The following is a 19987-nucleotide window of genomic DNA, read 5'->3' on the forward strand; positions in this document are numbered from 1 at the left end:
GCGAGATGATGATGCACGCATAACGTGCATCTCAGGATCGCCAGCGCAATGAAAAAGCGCCTTGCAGCGGGCAAGGCGCTCCCGGACGCATCTGCGGGATGCAGTTCAAAGACCTTTGTGCGAACGCGTGGCCGTCAGCAGCTTCTCGCTATCGGTATGGCCTGCCTGGGAAAGATCGAGCGCGGCAGAGGCGGCAAATCGCGCGTCGGCGCTTTTGATATCGATCGCCTTTCCGCGCACCATGCGTCCAATAACGCATCTCAGCACATCGAGGTCTTCCGGAGAATATGACGAGTTCAACATCAATGACATCATCTGCCCTCCGTTCTTGCGGCAAGAGCATACATGGGTCTCCCAACCGGCCATTGCCCTGAAACTCGACTGGCAAAAACACGATATGCGCAAATGAGGCGGCCGCAATTAAATATCTTTTGTGACGTAAATATGCAACAGTCGCCCTTTCTCGGGACGTCGCCACGTGGTGATTTTAAGTGGTTGAAATAATTGTCGAATTATATTCGTATTTTTGCTCCCGTCGGATTGAAACCAAACGGCTGGTAACCGCGTTTAGTAACCGGTGTCGTGCAGACGCCGCGAGCCTGCAATATTAGTAGACTGTTAACTATCATGTGTCTCAATTCGGATAGGAACGGCGCGATTGAGTGCTTCGGTCGTCAAGATTCCGCTTCACGGTATTTCGAATAGGTGCCGTGAGAAAGGCGCGAATGCCCTCGGTCCGGAATATCCGGCGCCGCAGGACGCGCTGGCCCGTGCAGGCGGGCAGGGTGAAATCCGCTCACGTTCATCCGTCTCGGGCAGTGCATGGAGACGAGAATGGCCATAGTAGTCGCATTGGCGGACCGGCGGCAACAGATGCCACGCCGCAAGGAAAGGGAGCCGGTCACGGCTCAGATTCTGCTGTTCACGGGCGTACGCTACGAGCGCCTCCCGGAGATGCCGAAGCGCCCGGCGCATCGCGCATCGCGTGTGGAGAACCGCGCGGAGAACGAGTGAGGCCAAGCCTCAGTCGGCGGGTGCATAGGCCTCACAGCCGGCGCCCGCGAGGAAGCTTCTGGCTGCCTCATCGAAGCTTGCCTGCGGGGCAAGCGTTCTGAGCACCGCATAGCCTTGCGGGTGGTTCATCTCGACAAGAATAGTCGGCTGCAGCTCCGCAGGCAGCGATTTGCGCAAACCGGTAAGCTGGATCGGCGTTGCGACGAGAACATCCAGCGCTCCCCCCACAGACGTTCTGTCATTCATGCTGAAGACTTCGTTCGAGGCGCCGTCATAGACGGCGATCGACCAGAACGGCACGTTGCCTTTTGCCGTGAAGCGGACTGGGTTGTTTTCCAGATCGAAGGCGCAGACGGCGGTGCGCAAGAAAGGATCGCTGTTTGCTAGCCCCGCGTCGTCGGTTTGTGCTGAGAGCAGATAGAAATGGTTCTGATCGCCCTCAGCAAGAACCCGCGTCTGGGCGTCCCTGCCGGTGTAGTGCGGCAGCGCGAGAATGATGACGAGATGCAGCAGCGCGGCGCCGAAGAGGCCGGTCAGGATTGAGAATATCAGCCTAAGCATTGCCGCATCCGGTCTTCGTAAGCCTCGGCATAGCGAGATCGATGACGCCCGAACTTCCGGCAGTCGGCGTGTCGAACAGCGTCAGGACCAGCCGGAACGTGCCGGCGGCGGGAAGCGCCAGCCAGTTGCCCGGCCTTGCATTGGCGGAAATGTCGATAGTGAAGCTGCTGTCGGCCTGGCGCAGGATCGTCCAGGAATTCAGCGCCGCCGGCAGCCCGGGACGGATGGAGGCGGGATTGCCGCTGTTGTCCGAAGTAAACAGCGTCCACAGCCGGGCAGGCGGCGTCTGGCCGCTGATGCGGTAGCTGCAGGCCGCGTTCAACCGCTCCCCGCTGTCGTCGACGCTCGCCGTGAAAGTCAGCCCCTCGGCGCTGCCATAAAGCAGCTTGCCGGCCCGGGCGCGGTGGGACTTCGCATAAGGATCGGCATCGGCCGTCTGCAATTCGGGAAAGGCTTCCCAGGCGCCGAGCTTGATCGCGCCAAACCCCTGCGTCGCGTCCAGCGCATAGAGCGAAACCACGATTCCGCCGCCGAAAGCGACAATCAGCGTGATCGCGATAAAAAGCGGGAATCGAAACACTGCATGCCCTTGGAAACAAATCAGGTGAAAGGGTTAGCATTGATTCCGGCGGGGTGGAATGGCGCGGGCGCGGGCGCGGGCGAATACGCGGTGGAGGATTGGGGTGATGTGTGGAGGAAGGAGAAGTTGCCATGCCACAGACGAGCGACGATTTGCTGCCCAATCCGCATCCGGGCGAAAGACTTCGAGAGGAGTTCTTCAAGCCGGTGCAGCTCGACGGAGATGCATCGGCAGACGCTGTCGCAGTGTCACCGGAGCGGATCGCTGACATTGTGGACGGCAAGTGCGACATCCGAATTGGGCGACATCTCGCGTTGCCTGCATGGTCTATGAGGCTCTTCGCCGCGCGGACGCACCGTGGCTGGGCTCCTGCGACGAGCGCGGGAATGAGGATCGTGGGGGTGAACACGCAGCCGCCCATCGGTCTTGCCGTGAAACCTACCCCGCGCTCGCCACCTTCTGCGCTTCGAGTGGCGGGGCGGATTTCAGCTTTTCCCCGAGGTCTTTGAGGATCCTTGTCGATCCCACCGAGAGCATGCGGGGACGGATGAGCTGTGGAATGCTGTCTTCGGGTTTGGCAGCGGCGGTCTTGGCGGTTTCTTTGGCCGGCGGCGCCGGGTTTTCGACGCCGGGAATGGGACGCAGGACGATGCCCTGGTGGGCGTAATCCATGGCGCGCTTGAAGGTCATGGCGGGAAGCGAGCCGCCGGTCATGTTGTTCGTCGAGGTATAGTCGTCGTTGCCGAACCAGACGGCGCAGGTGTAGTTGCCGGTGAAGCCGACGAACCAGGCGTCGCGATAGGCCTGCGTCGTGCCGGTCTTGCCGCCGGTGAGGATGCCGTTGTCGAGCGCTGCCTTGCGGGCGGTGCCGAAATAGGGGATGCGGGTCAGCATCTGGTTCATGTAGGCATCGGCTTTTTCCGACAGTACGCGCTTGGCCGGCGGCTCGTCGCGGTCGAAATCGTAGAGCACGTCGCCGCCGTAATCCAGGATCTGGGCGATGCCGTGGCGACGTGATTGATAGCCGCCCGCCGGAAACACCGCATAAGCCGTCGCCTGGTCGAGAACGGTGACTTCCGACGTTCCGATCGGGATTGTCACGTCGTCGCGCACCGGCGATTCGATGCCCATCGCCTTGGCCATGGCGCGGATCGGCTGGATGCCAAGCTTGTCCTTGGCAAGCCGCACCGGGATCGTGTTGATCGATTGCGCGATCGCCGTTTCGAGCGTGACGCGCCCGGCATAGCGGTTCGCGTAGTTGTGCGGGCTCCAGTTGCCCCAATAGATCGGCGCATCGACGATGGTAGTCTGCGGGGTCATGCCGCTCTCCATCGCCACTGCATAGGTATAGACCTTGAAGGAGGAGCCCGGCTGGCGCAGCGCCCGCGTCGCGCGGTTGAACTGGCTCTCGCCGTAGTCCCGCCCTCCGACCATGGCGCGCACCGCGCCGCCGTTTTCAAGCATCACCATCGCGCCCTGCTTGGCATGAAAGGACTCGCCATATTCGCGCAGCGACGTCTCGACTGCATCTTCTGCCGCCTTCTGGATACCCATGTCGATCGTGGTGCGCACGATCAGTGAATGCTGGTGGAAGCGCGCGGCAAGACGCTGGACCTCCTCGAAGGCCCAGTCGAGGAAGAAATCGGGCGATTCCTGCTCGTTGCGGTCGACGATCGTCGCCGGACTGCGGCGGGCGGCAATCACCTGGCCCTCGGTCATCAATCCGCTCTGGACGATATTGGTAAGCACTTCGTTGGCACGGGCGCGCGCTGCCGGCAAATTGACGTGGGGCGCATATTTCGCCGGTGCCTTGAAGAGGCCGGCAAGCATGGCCGATTCTGCGAGGTTCACATCGGTGATGTTCTTGCCGAAATAGAACTGCGAGGCCGCCGCCGCACCGAAGGTGCCGCCGCCCATATAGGCGCGGTCGAGATAGGTGGAGAGGATCTCCTTTTTCGACAGGTTGGCTTCGAGCCAGAGCGCCAGAAAGGCTTCGGTGATCTTGCGGTCGATCGAGCGCTCGTTGGACAGGAAAAGATTCTTGGCAAGCTGCTGCGTCAGCGTCGAGCCGCCCTGGACGACTTCGCCGGCGCGGGCATTCTCGCTCATGGCGCGGAACAGGCCGATGAAATCGATGCCGAAATGGTCGAAGAAGCGGCGGTCCTCGGTGGCGAGCACCGCCTTGATCAGCGAATCGGGCAATTCGTCGATGGGCACCGAATTCTGATGGATGACGCCGCGGTGGCCGATGACATTGCCGTAGCGGTCGGTGAAGGTGACGGCGAAATCGCCGCGATTGCGCCAATCTTCCTTGGTAGCCTCGAAGGCAGGCTGGGCGAGGAGGAGCATCAGAACCGACCCGGCAGCGCCGAGCGTCAACGCTTCGCCGCTAAGTTCGAAGACTAAGCGCTTCCAGCCGCGCACGCGGAAGCGGCGAAAAAAGATGGTGACGTCTTCCCAGATCTCGGCGGAGCGGAAACCGGCGTTCCAGAGGGTGGAATCGATCCATGAATCGATCTTCAGCAGGATGTGCCGGCTCCTGCGCGGGGGTTCTTCTGGATTGTCCGGATCCTGCACGTTTTAGATTCCCGCCCGATCGCGCTTGACGGCTGGCGAGCCAGGCGTCAGAGCACAGCCATCCTTCGGCATTGCCGCTCTTCGATAAACGAAGCATGCTGAATAATTGATTGATTTGGCGGCCGATAACAAGAGAATTGAAGGCGTCTCACGCGGATTTGCGGACGCTGTTGCAAGAAAACGAATGATGAACGAACTACCCTTCTGGAAGCGGAAAACGCTGAACGAAATGAACAGCGAGGAATGGGAAAGCCTCTGCGACGGCTGCGGGCTCTGTTGCCTTAACAAGCTGGAGGAGTGGGATACGGGCGACGTCTATTTCACCTCCGTTGCCTGCAAGCTCCTTGACGGCCAAAGCTGCCGCTGTTCGAACTACGAGAAGCGGCGGGATTTCGTGCCGGACTGCGTGCAGCTGACGAAGGCGAACGTGCAGGAAATCGCCTGGCTGCCGCCGACCTGTGGCTACCGGCTGGTGAACGAGGGGCGCGATCTTTACTGGTGGCATCGGCTGGTTTCCGGCGACCCGGAAACCGTGCACCAGGCCGGCATTTCCGCCCGCGGGCGGACGATCAGTGAGACGGAGATCGATCCCGACAACCTGGAAGATTATATCGTCGATTGGCCGCTGAGGGTGGGCGACGGCGAGCGGGCGAAGAGGTAGATCCTAAGCGGCGGCGAATGTTTCGAACGTGAAGGACGGGAATACCTCAAGGGGAAGGCGGCACTCGTTGCCGGACCACGCGCGGCTGCGGAGGCGGGATCGCCGTGGAACTCGGCGCGGCGAATACGGAGGGCCGGAGGCGATCGAGGAGACGACGGAATTGGTGACGGCTGCCGGCGGCAAGGGCATTGCCCTGCGCGTCGACGGGGTTTCGGACGGCTGCTCGCCCGACCGGCTGGGTGGGCTCGTCTTGGCGCTGACGACGCTGATCCTGGACGGCGGCGGCGAGCCGAAGGTACGGGGATTTGAAGGATCCGCCGTCTCGCCTTTTGAGTTTTCTGGGTTTATCGCTGCTTGGGCGGCTGTGGCGCCGGGCGCTGCGTTTCGCGCGCCGGGCGGATCTGGCGCCACTCGTTTTCCATCTGGTCGACGAGGTGCTGTGGAATGGTGGGCTGGCTGTTGGCGGGCGTTTGCATTCGGTCTCCTGTCCTTCGGCGAGCTTCGACAGGAAACGCATGACATAGGCCAAATGCGGTGTAAATCAGGGGCTTAAACGCTTTAAACGATTGAAATTATTTTAATCGATTAGGACCAGGTCAGATTTCATGGTTATCCACATCGACCGGACATTCTTCTTCGACGCCGTGCGGCAAAGCCTGTTCAAAGGGGCCCTTTCCGAGGGGCAGGTCGAGGGCATGACGGCGATTCTCGACTTCTTCGAGCAACGCATGCCGCAGGCGGACTGGCGGTGGCTGGCCTACATCCTGGCGACGGCTTTCCACGAGACGGCCTTCACGATGCAGCCAGTGCGTGAGACCCTGGCCGGCAGCGACGCAAGGGCGATCGAAATTCTCGACGGCGCCTATGCGGCAGGCAAGCTTTCCTGGGTGAAGACCGTATACTGGAAGCCGGACGAGGACGGAAAGTGCTGGCTGGGCCGCGGGCTGGTTCAGCTCACCCACAAGCGCAACTACGAGGCGATGAGTGCGATCATCGGCATCGACCTCGTCGCCGAGCCGGACCGTGCGATGGAGATGGCGGCCGCCGTGACGATCCTGATCGAAGGCATGCTGGTTGGCAGTTTCACCGGGCACAGGCTTGCCGACCACCTGAACGCCGAAAAGGAAGACTGGGTGAACGCACGCCGCATCGTCAACGGCACGGACCGGGCGGAGAAGCTCGCCGAATACGGCCGGACCTTCCATGCCGCCCTGCGCCGCGAAGAGGCGCCGGGCATCCTGCAGCGGTTGAAGGGGTGGCTTGCGCGTGCTATCGCGCGGCTTTGTTGAAGATGAGGAGTGTCCCGGTGATCCGCCATATCGTTTTCTTCACCGCAAGCGCGGAAAACCTGGAGACGGTGCGCGTCGGGCTTTCGGTGCTGACGGCGATTCCGCATGCGCGGCTTTTGGAGATCGGCACCAATGTGAAGACCGACCAGCTCGGCACCGATGTCGACCTGGTGGTCTACGGCGAATTCGACGACGAGGCGGCACTTGCCGCTTATAAGGCGCATCCTGATTACCAGCGTTCGATCGAACTCGTGCGGCCGGTCCGGGAAATGCGGATTGCGGCGGATTACGATGTTGAGACAGCGGTAAGGCAGCCGCTCGGCTGATTGCGATTGACGGTTTGCGACGGCCCTGCCTCCTCACCATGAAAGCCTTTGATTGCGGATCGTCAGAAGTTTCGCGCTTCAACTGAATTTTTCGCTCACCCTCAACCTCACCCTCACCCTCACCCGGGGCGACTGGGGCGAGGGGACGTGGCCCACGCCGGCTGCCGGCCGTGTAAGAGGGCGGGGCATATCCCTTCTCCCCGTGATCACGGGCAGAAGGTGGTGGCAGATGGATGAGGGACAGCGGCAGACCCTTAGAGAAAACACCATCACCATCCGATCTTTCCTGCCGTGGGCTTTGTGGCGGACGAAAGACTTGGCCGAGAAGAAGGCGGCGTCTGGTTTCCTGAGCTGGCAGCGCGAGGCAGGCGAGCTGGACGGGGTGCTTCTTATGCGACGCTGTCGCGCGAGGCTTCATGTGAACCCGGTGGGGGCGATCGGCCAAGGCCAAGCTGCACGTAGCGCAGACGCGGTTCAGCGCTGTGACGGAACCATCTGCTTTGCAGATCTGACCATTCCCGCCAGCATGAAAACGAAGACCAGGGCAAGGGCGGCGAGCGCTGCGCAGATGGTGAGGGTCAGTCCGGTGCCGACGCGGTCGAGGGTGGCGGTGAATATGACGGGGGCGATGGCGTTGGCAAGGTTTTGCGGCAGCGAGAGGCGGGCGGCTTGCAGGCCGTATTCGCGGGGCGAGAAGAAGGCGAGCGGCAGCAGCGCCCGGGCAACGGCAAGCACGCCGGAGCCGAAGCCGTACATAACGATGAAGGCGACAAGCAGCGGCGTCGAGGTGCCGCATAGCAAAAGCATGAGGAAACTTACCAGCATGAGGCTGATGCCCATGACCGAGGTGAGGATCGGGTTGCCGCGTTTGCCGAGCAGCATGTCGAGCCCGCGGGCGGAAATGCCGATGACGCCGCGGGCGGAACCGAGCTGCAGGGCAAGCGCCGGCGAGGCGCCGGACTGGCGGAAGATTTCGATCAGCGAGGGCGCAATGCCGAAGCTGATGAAGGTGCCGAGCGTCGTCGAGGTGGCAAGCAGCAGGAAGGCCTTGCGGCCCTCACGCGGCGATAGCGCGATCGATGGGGTATCCGCGGCAGTGCCTTGCGTGTGCGTTGCAGCGGGCTTCGGCAGGGCGAAAAGATGGAGTGGCAGGCAGACGAATATGTGAAGCGCCGCCGAAAAGATGAAGGCGATGCGCCATCCATAGGCGTCCGTCACCAGCGTCAGGACCGGCCAGAAGAGCGTTGCCGACAGGCCGGTGAAAAGCATGAGGATGGCGATAATCCGGCTGCCGTTCAGGCCCTCTCGCTCGACGACGGCGGTATAGGCGGGCGCTGAAAGGCCAAGCGCGCCGCCAAGGCCGACGACGATCCAGGCAGCCGCATAGAGGACGACCCCATGCGTGGCGGCAAGCATCAGCAGGCCCGTCGCGAAGGTGACCGACGATGCGGCAAGCACGCGGGCTGCACCAAAGCGCGCGAGCCAGCGGCCGGTCGCGGGGCCCGCAATGGCGCTGACGACCATCATGACGGTGAGGCCGGCAAAGACCACTTCGTTCGGCAGGCCGAGATCGGGCCCGACGACACGGCCCATGACGCCGAGCATATCGAAGGTAGTGCCCCAGCCGATGATCTGGCTGACGGCAAGCACGGCGATCGTCTTCGCCGAGCGCAAGGGGAATTTGAACATTCGTGCTGAAACGGATTTGAGAGCTGAGGACATGTGGCATAGCAGTTTCGCGTGTGCGGCGAAAGCCGCGGCAACCAATTGCGGAACGGGCGCCTCGCCTGACTGGCAAAGGTGTGGCTTTGTATCTTCGGCCTTCATCAAGTCGTGCGGGCCAAGCCAATCTTATAAGCCGATTGGACTGTGGGCCGGCCTATACGGGACCCGGACGATGCGTGTGCGGTCTTGGCGCTGTCCGATCTGAAGGCGCAGGGATTGAGGTCTTCCTTTATTCCTTCGTGACGATGGACATGACCGAGGAAAATGCGCTGTCGATCCTTGACGGCGCCGCAGACCAGGCAGCCTATCCCTCCGGGACCTGACATCCGGGGCCCGGCTGGTCGTTCGCGCAGGGAATCTCAGGGCGGGACATCTGTGTTTTCAGCGCATCCCGCCCTCGCGTCTTTCGGCTGTGGAAGTTCTGGAAAAATACAGTCCAGAATTGTTCTAAACGTCCGTCGTTACAGGGCATTCATTTGCCATTCAGGTCACGTGAGTACATAGTCGGACCAAGTTGGAATTACGTTGGAAGCATGCACATGGCCTCTCCCTTGAGCGTCGTAGTTTTGGCCGCCGGGCTGGCGGTATCGGCGCCCTCACCGGACGAACCGCGCGATCTGATCGTGCGCGTCGCAGGCGATTGCAGCGCGGCGGCTGAGCAGGTCGTCGAGCAGACGGGCGGGCAGCTTCTTTCCGTGCAGCCATCGGGCAACACCTGCATCATCACCGTTCTCGTCCAGGGCAACGGCCAGCGTCCACGCAAGGTGACCGTCAGGGTTCCGATGTAGGCGGAATCGGCCTATGAAACACCAGTGATACACTTGAGGTGAAAGCGGACCGATGCGCATTCTGGTAGTCGAAGACGATGTCAATCTGAACCGGCAGCTCGCCGATACGCTGAAGGAGGCGGGCTATGTCGTCGATCAGGCCTTCGACGGCGAGGAAGGACATTTCCTCGGTGAAACCGAGCCGTATGACGCGATCATCCTCGACATCGGCCTGCCGGAGATGGACGGTGTCACCGTCCTTGAAAAGTGGCGCGGTGCGGGCCGCGGCGTGCCGGTTCTGATTCTGACGGCCCGCGACCGCTGGAGCGACAAGGTCGCAGGCATCGATGCCGGGGCCGATGACTACGTTACCAAGCCCTTCCATGTCGAAGAAGTGCTGGCGCGCATTCGCGCCCTGATCCGCCGTGCGGCCGGGCATTCCTCCTCCGAGATCACCTGCGGCCCGGTGCGGCTCGACACGAAGACCTCCAAGGCGATGGTCAACGGCGTGACGCTGAAGCTCACCTCGCACGAATACCGGCTGCTTGCATATCTGATGCACCATATGGGCGAGGTGGTTTCGCGCTCGGAGCTCGTCGAACACATGTACGACCAGGATTTCGATCGCGATTCCAATACGATCGAAGTTTTCGTCGGCCGTCTGCGCAAAAAGATGGGCGTGGACCTGATCGAAACGGTGCGCGGTCTCGGCTACCGCATCCAAGCGCCGAACAATGCGCATTAAGTCGCTCACCGCACGCGTTCTGCTTCTGACGACCGTCTGGTCGACCGTGGCGCTTGTGGTGATCGGCCTGCTGATTTCCACGCTTTACCGCCGCAGCGCCGAGCGCGGTTTCCAGGATCTGCTGCGCGCCCAGCTCTACAACGTCATCAATTCCGTGACGATCGGCGATCAGGGCGCGCTGAGCGGCAGCCCCCAACTCGGCGACCTGCGCTTCGCCCAGCCGAGGACCGGCTGGTACTGGGTGGTGGAGCCGCTTGGAACCTACACGACGGCGCCGTTGGTTTCGCCTTCGCTGGGATCGGCGACGATCCCTGTTCCCTCGGTGCTGGAAGCACCCTTCGACAAGAATTACGAGCGCTATTACCAGGTGACGGATGCGACGGGAAACCGCGTGCAGGTTGCGGAAACCGAAGTGGTGCTCGACACGGACGGGCGCGCTGCGCGCTTCAGGGTGTCGGGCAATGTCGAGGTCGTCGAGAGCGACGTCAGCAACTTCTCCCACAGTCTCTATCTGGCGCTGGCCGGCTTCGGTGTCGGAAGCCTGATCGTCAATGCGCTTGCCATTCTCTACGGCCTGAAGCCGCTCGACAAGGCGCGCGCGGCGCTGGAGCGCATCCGGGCGGGAGAGAGCGAACTGCTGAAGGGCGATTTCCCGCGGGAAATCCTACCGCTTGCCAACGAGGTGAATGCGCTGATCGACAGCAACCGGCGCATCGTCGAGCGCGCCCGGATGCAGGTCGGCAACCTGGCGCATTCGCTGAAGACGCCGATTGCAGTTCTGCTTAACGAGGCGAGGGTTCTGGAGCGCTCGCACGGTGAGCTGGTGCGCAGCCAGGCCGAAGCGATGCAGGGCCAGGTGCAATCCTACCTCAACCGGGCACGCATCGCCGCACAGCGCGAATCGGTGCTGGCGCGAACCGATGCGGAACCTGCGCTGGAGCGGCTGGTGCGCGTGATGCGGCGGCTCAATGGCGACAAGGAATTCGAGCTCAACGTGACGCCTCAAAACCTCGCGGTTGCCATGGAGCAGCAGGATCTGGAAGAGACCGTCGGCAACCTTTTGGAGAATGCGTCGCGTTTTGCTACGACGAAGGTTCGGCTCAGCGCAGCCGAAGCGGCCGAGGATGTGAAGGGCGCCGAAGCAAGCGCGCGGCGGCACTGGGTGGAGCTTGTCATCGAGGACGACGGACCGGGACTGGAGCCCGACCAAATCCGCGAGGCGCTGAAGCGCGGGCGGCGATTGGACGAGAGCAAGCCGGGAACGGGCCTCGGGCTTTCGATCGTCACGGAGATTTCAAATGAGTATCAGGGCCGGCTCGAGCTCTCCCGCGGGGAGTGGGGCGGCCTGAAGGCGCGGCTAATCCTGCCCGGCGTCACAAAGGATGTTGCATGAGCAATTGCTTGATGCCACAAAGACATAGGCAATTGCATAGCATGCTTTGCCTTAATGCCGACATGGGGCGATGCGCATCTGGCGGCCCTGATTCACACCCCGATGCTGGTTTGACCGAATGATGTTACGACCGAATGTTTTGATCGTTTCTTCGCTTCTTGTTGCCGTTGCGCTGTCGTCGTGCACGACGTCCAGGCCTTCGGCATCGGCGGCGTTCATTACGGCGCTGCAGGGCGGAATTGCTGGCCGCAGCGGCGTGCAGCTGAGCGACAGCGACAAGCAGCGGGCTCTCGAAGCCGAATATCGGGCGCTCGAGGGCGCTGGTGTCGGCCAGCCGGTCGTCTGGAGCGGGCGCAATGTAAGCGGTAAGGTTGTGGCGGCCGCACCCTATCAGGTGGGTTCGCAGAACTGCCGTCAATACACGCATACGCTGACGGCGGACAGCAAGGACACCGTCACGCGTGGCGCGGCCTGCCGCAACAGTGACGGAAGCTGGTCGCCGCTCGGCTGACTTCGGCCGGTGCTGCGGATAACATCCTCCTGATATTGCGGCCAAACGCCTCAAATCTTCGTCATTCCGACTTTGCCAGTTGGAATGGCCCCGCGCTTCAAGTATTTGGGCCGGTATGATGTTCTGGATTCTGGTGGCCACGATGACCGCGGCTGTTGCCGCCTTCCTGCTTTATCCGCTTTTGCGCGGCGCGAAGGCGGCTGACGACGACCGTGCCGGCGAAGCGGCGGTCTATCGCGATCAGCTGCGCGAACTCGATCGCGATTTGGTCGGCGGATTGATTTCGGCCGACGAGGCGGATTATGCGCGGGCCGAAATCGGCCGCAGGCTGATTGCCGTCTCGGCTGCCGAGCCGAAGACGGAACGCAAGCCCGTTCGCCCGCACCGTTTCAGCGAGGCTTTCGTTCTCCTGCTGCTGCCAGTTCTCGGGCTCTGTCTTTACATCACGCTCGGCCGTCCTGATGTGCCGTCGCGGCCGTTGGCGGGTCGGCTGGCGGATCCTGGCAACGACATGGCGGTGCTGATTGTGAAGGCGGAGCGGCATCTTTCGGAGAATCCGGATGACGGCAGGGGCTGGGACGTGCTGGCGCCGATCTATTACAATGCGATGCGCATCGCCGATGCGGAGAAGGCCTACCGCAATGCCATCCGGCTGCTCGGGCCGAGCCCGATCCGTCTTGACGGGCTGGCCGAAACGCTGATGGCGGGCGCCAACGGTGTCGTGACCGAGGAGACGCGCAAGGTGCTGGAGCAGTCGCTTTCACTCGAGCCTGACAATGCGCGTGCGAAGTTCTACGTGGCGCTGAGCCTGGAGCAGGCGGGGCAACCGGGGCAGGCGAAGGTGGCTTTCGAGGCGCTGGCGCAAGAATCGCCCGCCGATGCGCCATGGCTGCCGCTGGTCAACGAGCATATCGCCAAAAACGGCGGCGCTCCGGTGGTGGCGGACGGCAAGGCGCCGGGCAATCCAACAGAGGAAGATGTCGCAGCGGCGCAGGATATGAGCAGCAGTGAGCAGCAGCAGATGATCCGCGGCATGGTGGAAAGCCTCGATGCAAAGCTTGTTGCAGAGCCGAACAATTTCGAGGGCTGGATGCGGCTTGTCCGTTCCTATGCGGTCTTGAACGACAAGGATCGTGCCGCAAGCGCGCTGAAGCGCGCCCTTTCGGCCTTTCCTGCCGAAGGCGAAGAGGGCAGGCAGCTGATGGCGCTGGCGCGCGAACTCGGCATTGCGGCGGAAGGAGGAACGGAATGACGCGCAAGCAGAAGCGCCTTGCGGTGATTGGCGGCGGCATGGGCTTCATCCTCGCCGCGGTGCTGCTCGTCATGTTCGCCTTCAGCCAGTCGGTCGCCTATTTCTACATGCCGGCCGACCTTGCCAAAACACCGGTAGCGCCGGAGACGCGCATCCGCCTCGGCGGGCTGGTCGGCGAGGGCAGCGTCGTGCGCGGCGCAGGCTCGACGGTGGAATTCGCCGTCACCGACGGCAGCGGCGATCAGGTAAAGGTCAAATATACCGGCATCCTGCCCGACCTGTTCCGCGAAGGGCAGGGGGTCGTGACGGAAGGCAAGTTTGCGGCCGGCAGCCGGGAGTTCATGGCCGATACGGTGCTTGCCAAGCACGACGAGAAATACATGCCGAAGGACGTTGCCGACCGGCTGAAGGCGCAGGGTCTGTGGCAGGAAGGCGAGGGTACGCAATGATCATCGAGATCGGTCACTACGCACTTGTCCTGGCGCTGGCGGCAGCGATCGTTGTTTCGCTGGTGCCGGCAATCGGCGCGCGCAGACTTGACCAGGCGATGATGGATGTCGCGCCGCTCGGCTCCCTCGTGCTCTTTGCGCTGGTGACCTTCTCCTTTTGCGTTTTGACCTATGCCCATGTGGTCTCCGACTTTACCGTCCGGAACGTCTGGGAGAACTCGCATTCGCTGGTGCCGCTGATCTACAAATATTCCGGCGTCTGGGGCAATCACGAAGGCTCGATGATGCTGTGGCTGCTGATCCTTGCGCTGTTCAGCGCCCTGGTGGCGCTCTTCGGCCGCAATCTGCCGGACAGGCTGAAGGCCAATGTGCTTTCGGTTCAGGCGTGGATCTCCGCCGCCTTCATCCTCTTCATCCTGTTGACCTCCAACCCGTTCGTCCGTCTCGATCCGGCACCGGCCGAGGGCCGCGACCTCAATCCGGTGCTGCAGGATATCGGGCTCGCCATCCATCCGCCGCTGCTTTATCTCGGTTATGTCGGCTTTTCGGTGTGCTTCTCCTTTGCCGTCGCCGCCTTGATCGAAGGCCGGATCGATGCCGCCTGGGCGCGCTGGGTCAGGCCCTGGACACTGGCGGCCTGGACCTTCCTGACGCTCGGCATCGCCATGGGCTCCTACTGGGCCTATTACGAACTCGGCTGGGGCGGCTGGTGGTTCTGGGATCCGGTCGAAAACGCCTCCTTCATGCCATGGCTTGCCGGAACCGCACTCTTGCATTCGGCGCTGGTGATGGAAAAGCGCGAGGCGCTGAAGATCTGGACCGTGCTGCTTGCAATCCTTACCTTCTCGCTGTCGCTGCTCGGCACCTTCCTGGTGCGCTCCGGCGTCTTGACCTCGGTGCATGCCTTTGCCAGCGACCCGAGCCGCGGCGTCTTCATTCTTTGCATTCTCATGCTCTTCATCGGCGGAGCGCTGTCGCTGTTTGCGTTTCGCGCACCGCGTTTGAGTGCGGGCGGCCTGTTTGCGCCGGTCTCGCGCGAAGGCGCCTTGGTGCTGAACAACCTGATCCTCACGGTTGCCTGCGGCACCGTCTTGACCGGGACACTCTATCCGCTGCTTCTGGAGACGCTCACCGGCGACAAGATCTCCGTTGGCGCGCCGTTCTTCAACATGACCTTCGGGCTCTTGATGGCACCGTTGCTCGTCGCCGTGCCGTTCGGTCCGCTGCTTGCCTGGAAGCGCGGCGACCTTCTGGGCGTGCTGCAGCGGCTCTATGTCGTGGCAGGGGTTGCCTTCGCCGCGGCGATCGCCGTCTTCTACATCGAGCACGGCGGGCCGGTGCTGTCGGTGCTCGGGCTGGCGGCCGGGCTGTTCCTGGTCGCAGGTGCGGCTGCCGATCTGTGGTATCGCGCCGGCATCGGCAAGGTGAAGGCGCATGTCGCCTGGAAGCGGCTGACAGGCCTGCCGCGCTCGGCCTTCGGCACCGCACTTGCGCATGCCGGACTTGGCGTTAGCGTCATCGGCATCGTTGCGGTGTCGGCCTTTTCGACCGAGCATGTGCTCGAGATGAAGCCGGGCGAGACCACCGAGGCTGGAGGCTACACGCTTTCCTTCGACGGTCTCAAGCCGGCGAAAGGGCCGAACTATAGCGAGGAGCGCGGACACTTCACGGTGCGGCGCGGCGGCGCCGTGGTCGCCGATACCTGGTCGGCGAAGCGCCTTTATGCCGCCCGCCAGATGCCGACGACGGAAGCCGGCATCCTCACCTTCGGGGCAAGCCAGCTCTACGTGTCGCTCGGCGATCCGACCAAGGACGGCGGCATCGTCGTGCGCATCTGGTGGAAACCGTTCATCCTGTTGATCTGGGGCGGGACGCTGCTGATGGCGGTGGGTGGCTTCGTGTCGCTCTCCGACCGGCGGCTGCGCGTCGGCGCCCCGCGCCGCAAGGCAAGACCGCTAAAACCGGTCATGGAGGCGACGGAATGATCCGGCCGATCCTCTTCGCCATCGCGTTGTTTCTTTCCGCAGCACCGGCCTTTGCCGTCAATCCCGACGAGGTGCTGGCCGACCCGGCGCTCGAGGCGCGTGCCCGCTCGCTGTCGGCCGAACTGCGCTGCATGGTCTGCCAGAACCAGTCGATCGACGATTCCAATGCCGACCTCGCCAAGGACCTCAGGCTGCTGGTGCGCGAGCGTATCACCGATGGCGACACCGACGAGGAGGTACTGAACTACATCGTTTCGCGCTACGGCGAATTCGTGCTGCTGAAGCCTCGGCTCAGTACCCGCACCATGCTGCTTTGGGGCGCGCCAGTGCTCCTTGTCATCGTAGGTGGCATCTCGCTGCTGGTGTTCGCGCGGCGGCGTGCGGGAAAGCCGACCGGTAGCCCGCTGACGGCGGAGGAGCAGGCAAAGCTCGACGAACTGCTTGGCAGGTGATCACGCCCGCATCTTGCTGACAGCATAATGGCTTCGCAAATCAACCTGCGGTAAGATGCGCGCCCGGGAGCCATCGCAGCATGCGGGGAAGACATGAAGCGCCGTCTTGCAGCAATTCTGATCGCTGACGTCGCCGGTTACAGCCGTTTGAGCCAGATCGACGAAGAGGGCACGCGCCGCTGCTTCCAGGCGGATATGGACGACATCATCCTGCCCAAGATCACCGAACATCACGGCCGGCTGGTGAAGACCATGGGAGACGGCCTACTTGTTGAATTTCACAGCGTTGTCGATGCCTTGCATTGCGCAATAGACGTACAGCGCGAGAAGGCATTGCTAAAAGCATCCGACGATGGAGCGATGCGGCTCGATTTCCGCATCGGCGTCAACCTTGGAGACATCATTGTCGAGGGCGACGACATTCAGGGTGATGGCGTCAATATCGCGGACCGCATACAGGCGCTTGCCGAGCCGGGCGGGATTGCGATCTCCGGCACGACTTACGATCAGGTAAAAACCAAGCTTGATGTCGGCTACACCTCGCTTGGCAGGCAAAAAGCGAAGAGCATCGTCGAGCCGATCCGCGTCTACCGGGTCGTGCTGGATCCGAATAAAGCCCAGACATCGCCGAGAAGCTTCAAGCGTCTGTTGAGGATGCCTGCCGGGCTGGCGGCTGCCATTGCCGTCCTGCTTTTGGCCGCTGCCACAGCTTACTGGTGGCAGCCGTGGGAGCTTGGCCTGACGCCAACGCTGGTCGAGCGCTTCGCCTATCCCTTGCCGGACAAACCTTCGGTGGCGGTGTTGCCGTTCATCAATGTCAGCGGCAATACGGAGCAGGATCATCTGGCGCAGGGGCTGACCGACGACCTGATCACGGAACTGTCCAAGGTTTCGGGGCTCTTCGTCATCGCCAGACATTCAGTATTTGCCATTCGCAACGGTGAAGGAAAGATTCAGGATGTCGCGGCGGAGCTCGGCGTCCACTACGTGCTCGAGGGCACGTTGCAGCGCGCGGGGCCGCGGCTGCGGATCAACGTCAAGCTGATCGACGCGCTGAGCGGACTTTCGGTTTGGGCCGAGCGCTACGACCGCCAATATGCCGACCTTTTCGCAATCCAGGACGACGTCACCGGCAAGATCATCTCCGCGCTCGCGGTGGAACTCAGCGAGGGCGAGCGCACCCAGCTGGAGCGGATACCGAGCGACAATCTGGAAGCCTACGATTACTACATGCGGGCGGAGCAGGAGGGCCTCGCCTACAGCGACGTGGAAACCTATCGGCGCACGCTGTCCTATTATCAGAAGGCGATCGATCTCGATCCGAACTTTGCTGATGCGCATGCCGGCATTGCGCGCGTTGCCGTCGACGTCTGGCGCAACGACTACAACTTCCTCTGGTCGGCGGCTGTGGCGCGCAAGATCGCCTATGATGCGGCCGGACAAGCGCTCAAGCTCGACCCCGACAATGCACGCGCCCACACCGTTCTCGCCCTGCTGCAGCTGGTTGACGGTCGGGCCGCGGAGGCGCGGGACTCGGCAAACCGGGCGGTACAGGCGCAGCCCAACAGTGCGGAGGCCTTCGGCAACCTGGCTTTGATCCTCGCCCATACGGGAAGTCACGAAGAAGCCGTAGCTGAGATGGAAAAGGCTTTGCGGCTCGATCCCGCTCCACCGTCGAGCTTCCGGCTGCTGGCCGGAATCGTCTTTTACACTGCGCGGGACAACAGGCGCGCAATTCCGCTCATCGAGGCGGCGCGGGATGCGCTGCCCAACGCAGAGCCTGCGCGCGAGTACCTGACGGCAGCTTATGCGTATGAAGGGGACCGGGTTCGCGGCGCGAAGGAAAAGGCCAAGCTTCTGGAACTGTTTCCGGACGCCAACCTTACCTACTACCACTATCTCTACGACTACTGGCGCGAAGACGACCTGGAGCACCATCTAGCGGGATTGCGCGCGGCCGGGATTCCGGAATGGCCGTTTGGGTTCGTCGGTTCGGAAGCTGATCAGCTTGATGCAGACGCCTTGCGCAACCTGATCAGCGACAAGACGTGGAGCGGAAAACACAAAAACGGAACGGTGTTCGTCCAGTATTTCGACAAGGCCGGCAATACCGCCTACCGCAGCGCCAATACCAACATCACCGGCACGGTGGAGGTGCAGGGCAACAGGCTCTGCGAGCGGTTCGGCGGCTATTTTCTCGATCGCATGGTGTGCGGGCAAGTTTACAGAAACAAGGACGCCGGACAAGCCGGCGCACAGTATGTTCACGTAACCCCGCAGGCGCTGAAGTTCTTCTCGCTGACCCCGTGAACTCACTTGGCCGACATATCCTGCCAGTCCTTGCGCACCTTGTCGGAAATCAGGGTGCTCTGCACCTCCGACCAGTGCTTTTGGGAGTCGACGACCTTGGTCGGCTTCTTTTCGAAGCCTTCCGCGGCACCGGGATCGTAACTCAGATAGAGCTTGCCATCGATGATCCGCCATGCCTTGGGGTCGATATTGGTCGTGACGGTTCCGAAGGAAACGCCGTCAGCGCAATAGCCGCCGTATTGAGGCGCATATTTGCCTGGTTCGGCGATGAAGCGGTCGCGGTTTTCGGAACTGGTGAAATGCCATTCGGCACCCAGCCAACGATACGAATAGACCGGAGATCCTTCCACGGCCCTGTTCTCGGTGAAATAGGCAACCGGATCGTAGCCCTTGATCGCCACGTCCCCGAAATAGCCGGTATTCACCGGCTCTTGCGCCGAGGCCGGCTGCACAAACGCCAAGAGGATCGCCGCGCCAGCGATAATGTAGGCGGGAGTCCCGCCCGTCTGCTTGCGATATGACATGTGTCCATTCTCCCAGTTCGGGCGATGAGATGCAGCAAGCGCTATTTCCGCTTCGTGCACTCGCCATACAGCCACTCGCCGACCAGGTCGGCCTGCTGGCAAACAGCGCCCGCTTTCAACAGCAGGTCTGCGGCATCCCAGTGGGATCGCCATCCGGCCTGCGTCAACGGCGTGTAGCCGTTGCGTTCCTTCGCCTCTATGTTTGCCTTGTGCGCGACGAGGAAGGCGACGATATCGGCATGACCTTCTTCGGCCGCAGCATGAAGCGGCGACATTTGGTAGAAGTTCTTTTCATCATTGATCAGCGCACCCTTCGATACGAGCAGCTCAACGACATCGAGGTGCCCGCCATAGGCTGCCGCGTGCAACGCCGTCAGGCCGCCCTTGTTTCTGATCTCGATATCGGCGCCTTTTTCGAGAAGGAGTGCGACGACATCCTTGTTTCCGGCAAGCGCCGCGATCAGTAAAGGCGGCTCTCCTGCGGCGTCCGGCTCGGCGATATTCGCGCCCTGATCGATAAGCTGGCCGGCATGTTCGCGATTGCCGCCCCTTGCCGCATCGTGCAGAGCACCACCCCAGGCGAGCGAGATCCCAAGCAAGACACCCAACGCAGATGTTCCGACAACCCTCATCGCATGACCCTTGCCCCAAGGCATCCTCGCCGGATCGAAAGAATATTTAAGGTATCATGAATATATCTGGGGGAGCAAGAAGTACAGCGCTCAACCCGTCGAGGCTGCCTTGGACATTGAAATTTATAGAGCGCTAATTCCTACATTACGAATTTTTCATTATGCGGACAGTTCGCAGTAAGGTTCGGCATCCTATATCTTCGTGCATCGACCGATCCGGCATTGGCCGGGACG

Annotated in this window: 21 protein-coding genes and 2 pseudogenes; 15 read left to right on the top strand and 8 right to left on the bottom strand. The window is 62.1% G+C overall.

All coding sequences use genetic code 11. The features are described from left to right. Positions 1-105 precede the first annotated feature (105 nt). Positions 106-312 (bottom strand): annotated as a pseudogene (locus tag RGR602_RS05920) (hypothetical protein). Positions 313-834: 522 nt separating this feature from the next. Between RGR602_RS05920 and RGR602_RS05925 the strand changes: the two are divergent. Then, on the top strand, positions 835-1014 hold the full coding sequence (locus RGR602_RS05925) for a hypothetical protein (protein WP_039844347.1): 180 nt from the start codon (positions 835-837) through the stop codon (positions 1012-1014). A gap of 9 nt (positions 1015-1023) precedes the next feature. Here RGR602_RS05925 and RGR602_RS05930 read toward each other — a convergent pair whose 3' ends face one another. From RGR602_RS05930 to RGR602_RS05940, 3 genes are all read right to left on the bottom strand, one after another. Beyond that, positions 1024-1575, bottom strand: a complete 552-nt coding sequence (locus RGR602_RS05930; RefSeq protein WP_039844348.1) for a DUF1254 domain-containing protein — start codon at positions 1573-1575, stop codon at positions 1024-1026. After that, a complete protein-coding gene (locus tag RGR602_RS05935; protein ID WP_039844349.1) occupies positions 1568-2155 on the bottom strand; it encodes a DUF1214 domain-containing protein in 588 nt (195 codons plus the stop codon). The genes RGR602_RS05930 and RGR602_RS05935 overlap by 8 nt, the downstream gene beginning before the upstream one ends. Before the next feature lie 438 nt (positions 2156-2593). Further along, positions 2594-4732 carry a transglycosylase domain-containing protein gene (locus tag RGR602_RS05940; RefSeq protein ID WP_039844350.1) on the bottom strand — a complete coding sequence of 713 codons (2139 nt, stop codon included), beginning with the start codon at positions 4730-4732 and terminating at the stop codon, positions 2594-2596. Between the two features lie 187 nt (positions 4733-4919). On the opposite strand from RGR602_RS05940, the gene RGR602_RS05945 reads away from it, so the two are divergent. Beyond that, positions 4920-5393 (top strand): YcgN family cysteine cluster protein, encoded by a 474-nt coding sequence (locus tag RGR602_RS05945; protein WP_039846681.1) that lies wholly within the window; start codon positions 4920-4922, stop codon positions 5391-5393. After that, positions 5394-5598: pseudogene (locus RGR602_RS38110) on the top strand (hypothetical protein); the annotation flags it as partial. A 139-nt stretch (positions 5599-5737) separates the two neighbouring features. Here RGR602_RS38110 and RGR602_RS39175 read toward each other — a convergent pair. Continuing rightward, on the bottom strand, positions 5738-5869 hold the full coding sequence (locus RGR602_RS39175) for a hypothetical protein (protein WP_257788097.1): 132 nt from the start codon (positions 5867-5869) through the stop codon (positions 5738-5740). 129 nt (positions 5870-5998) lie between these two features. Between RGR602_RS39175 and RGR602_RS05955 the strand changes: the two genes are divergently transcribed. Together RGR602_RS05955 and RGR602_RS05960 are read left to right on the top strand one after the other, a co-directional pair. Continuing rightward, positions 5999-6682, top strand: a complete 684-nt coding sequence (locus tag RGR602_RS05955; RefSeq protein WP_039844352.1) for a glycoside hydrolase family 19 protein — start codon at positions 5999-6001, stop codon at positions 6680-6682. A 17-nt stretch (positions 6683-6699) separates the two neighbouring features. Further along, entirely contained in the window at positions 6700-7008 is a 309-nt protein-coding gene (locus tag RGR602_RS05960) for a Dabb family protein (protein ID WP_039844353.1), read from the top strand. A 474-nt stretch (positions 7009-7482) separates the two neighbouring features. On the opposite strand, the gene RGR602_RS05965 is transcribed toward RGR602_RS05960, so the two are convergent. Continuing rightward, positions 7483-8697, bottom strand: a complete 1215-nt coding sequence (locus RGR602_RS05965; protein ID WP_223843977.1) for an MFS transporter — start codon at positions 8695-8697, stop codon at positions 7483-7485. A gap of 212 nt (positions 8698-8909) precedes the next feature. On the opposite strand from RGR602_RS05965, the gene RGR602_RS36895 reads away from it, so the two are divergent. From RGR602_RS36895 to RGR602_RS06010, 10 genes are all read left to right on the top strand, one after another. Next, positions 8910-9056 carry a hypothetical protein gene (locus RGR602_RS36895; protein ID WP_166677403.1) on the top strand — a complete coding sequence of 49 codons (147 nt, stop codon included), beginning with the start codon at positions 8910-8912 and terminating at the stop codon, positions 9054-9056. Between the two features lie 216 nt (positions 9057-9272). Then, complete coding sequence (locus RGR602_RS05970; protein ID WP_039844354.1) at positions 9273-9521, top strand: hypothetical protein; 249 nt, start codon at positions 9273-9275, stop codon at positions 9519-9521. Positions 9522-9573: 52 nt separating this feature from the next. Then, on the top strand, positions 9574-10245 hold the full coding sequence (locus tag RGR602_RS05975; RefSeq protein WP_039844355.1) for a response regulator transcription factor: 672 nt from the start codon (positions 9574-9576) through the stop codon (positions 10243-10245). Continuing rightward, positions 10235-11638 carry a sensor histidine kinase gene (locus tag RGR602_RS05980; RefSeq protein WP_039844356.1) on the top strand — a complete coding sequence of 468 codons (1404 nt, stop codon included), beginning with the start codon at positions 10235-10237 and terminating at the stop codon, positions 11636-11638. The genes RGR602_RS05975 and RGR602_RS05980 overlap by 11 nt, the downstream gene beginning before the upstream one ends. 118 nt (positions 11639-11756) lie before the next feature. Further along, a complete protein-coding gene (locus tag RGR602_RS05985; protein ID WP_039844357.1) occupies positions 11757-12149 on the top strand; it encodes a membrane protein in 393 nt (130 codons plus the stop codon). 115 nt (positions 12150-12264) lie between these two features. Beyond that, positions 12265-13401 (top strand): c-type cytochrome biogenesis protein CcmI, encoded by a 1137-nt coding sequence (gene ccmI, locus RGR602_RS05990; protein WP_039844358.1) that lies wholly within the window; start codon positions 12265-12267, stop codon positions 13399-13401. Further along, entirely contained in the window at positions 13398-13850 is a 453-nt protein-coding gene (ccmE, locus tag RGR602_RS05995) for a cytochrome c maturation protein CcmE (protein WP_039844359.1), read from the top strand. The genes ccmI and ccmE overlap by 4 nt, the downstream gene beginning before the upstream one ends. Next, positions 13847-15835 (top strand): heme lyase CcmF/NrfE family subunit, encoded by a 1989-nt coding sequence (locus RGR602_RS06000; protein WP_039844360.1) that lies wholly within the window; start codon positions 13847-13849, stop codon positions 15833-15835. The genes ccmE and RGR602_RS06000 overlap by 4 nt, the downstream gene beginning before the upstream one ends. Then, positions 15832-16287 (top strand): cytochrome c-type biogenesis protein, encoded by a 456-nt coding sequence (locus RGR602_RS06005; protein WP_039844361.1) that lies wholly within the window; start codon positions 15832-15834, stop codon positions 16285-16287. Before RGR602_RS06000 ends, RGR602_RS06005 begins: the two co-directional genes overlap by 4 nt. A 93-nt stretch (positions 16288-16380) precedes the next feature. Then, on the top strand, positions 16381-18597 hold the full coding sequence (locus RGR602_RS06010) for an adenylate/guanylate cyclase domain-containing protein (protein WP_039844362.1): 2217 nt from the start codon (positions 16381-16383) through the stop codon (positions 18595-18597). A 2-nt stretch (positions 18598-18599) separates the two neighbouring features. Here RGR602_RS06010 and RGR602_RS06015 read toward each other — a convergent pair whose 3' ends face one another. Beyond that, a complete protein-coding gene (locus RGR602_RS06015; RefSeq protein WP_039844363.1) occupies positions 18600-19121 on the bottom strand; it encodes a YHS domain-containing (seleno)protein in 522 nt (173 codons plus the stop codon). A gap of 41 nt (positions 19122-19162) precedes the next feature. Further along, positions 19163-19753, bottom strand: a complete 591-nt coding sequence (locus RGR602_RS06020; protein WP_039846683.1) for an ankyrin repeat domain-containing protein — start codon at positions 19751-19753, stop codon at positions 19163-19165. Positions 19754-19987 lie beyond the last annotated feature (234 nt).

Origin of the sequence: Rhizobium gallicum bv. gallicum R602sp (assembly GCF_000816845.1) — a bacterium.
Classification (GTDB): Bacteria; Pseudomonadota; Alphaproteobacteria; order Rhizobiales; family Rhizobiaceae; genus Rhizobium; species Rhizobium gallicum.